The 598-nt window shown below is 42.1% G+C and carries 2 protein-coding genes; one reads left to right on the top strand and one right to left on the bottom strand.

All coding sequences use genetic code 11. The features are described 5' to 3' along the window. The first annotated feature begins 96 nt into the window (after nt 1-96). Nucleotides 97-324: a protein YkgL gene (gene ykgL, locus MFF34_RS28150; RefSeq protein ID WP_283236638.1), complete on the top strand. Its 228-nt coding sequence runs from the start codon at nt 97-99 to the stop codon at nt 322-324. A gap of 34 nt (nt 325-358) precedes the next feature. Here ykgL and ykgO read toward each other — a convergent pair whose 3' ends face one another. Continuing rightward, nucleotides 359-499, bottom strand: coding sequence for a type B 50S ribosomal protein L36 (gene ykgO, locus MFF34_RS28050; RefSeq protein ID WP_000866436.1), 141 nt, complete (start codon nt 497-499; stop codon nt 359-361). Nucleotides 500-598: the final 99 nt, after the last annotated feature.

A 598-nucleotide genomic window follows, 5' to 3' on the forward strand; every position in this document is an offset into this window, starting at 1 on the left:
GGTTACTGGTGGATCAGACTGTTCCTGTGGCGTAAACGTTTTTATGTTAGTACCAACAGAATTACCACATTTATCATCTTAACAGTTTGAGTGAAAATGCAGGCTGCGCCGCAAAGGGAGGAGACTGAGTGGCGTGTTCAGTCTAAAAGAGGGTTGATGCCAGCATACAGGGGCGAAGCTGGTCAACAAGTCAACATTAAGATAATGGAATATTCGGAGAGAAACGTCAGGCAGTTGGCCTCAAATGAACAGGAAGAATATATCCCCAGGAAAATTAATGTTGATGTTATAAACACACCAACATTAATCCGATCTGATTATTAATCAGACAAATATCGTTAATCCGTCGAATTTTGAATCAACGTTTTTTCTTACGACCCTGAACGGCCTTAAAACGTGGATTAGATTTACAAATCACATATAGCCGTCCTTTTCGCTTCACAATCTGACAGTCTGGATGGCGTTCTTTTGCGGTACGCAGAGAGTTAAGAACTTTCATCACGCCCCCTTTTTCGTGCTAACAAAACGACCAAAACGTTGGGTGAATCGTGCAACATTTCCTTCTGATGCCACTGTTCTCAGCTTCCCTGTATAGAAC

This window comes from Pseudomonas sp. PAGU 2196, from assembly GCF_022179005.1.
In the GTDB taxonomy this organism is placed as follows: Bacteria; Pseudomonadota; Gammaproteobacteria; order Pseudomonadales; family Pseudomonadaceae; genus Aquipseudomonas; species Aquipseudomonas kermanshahensis.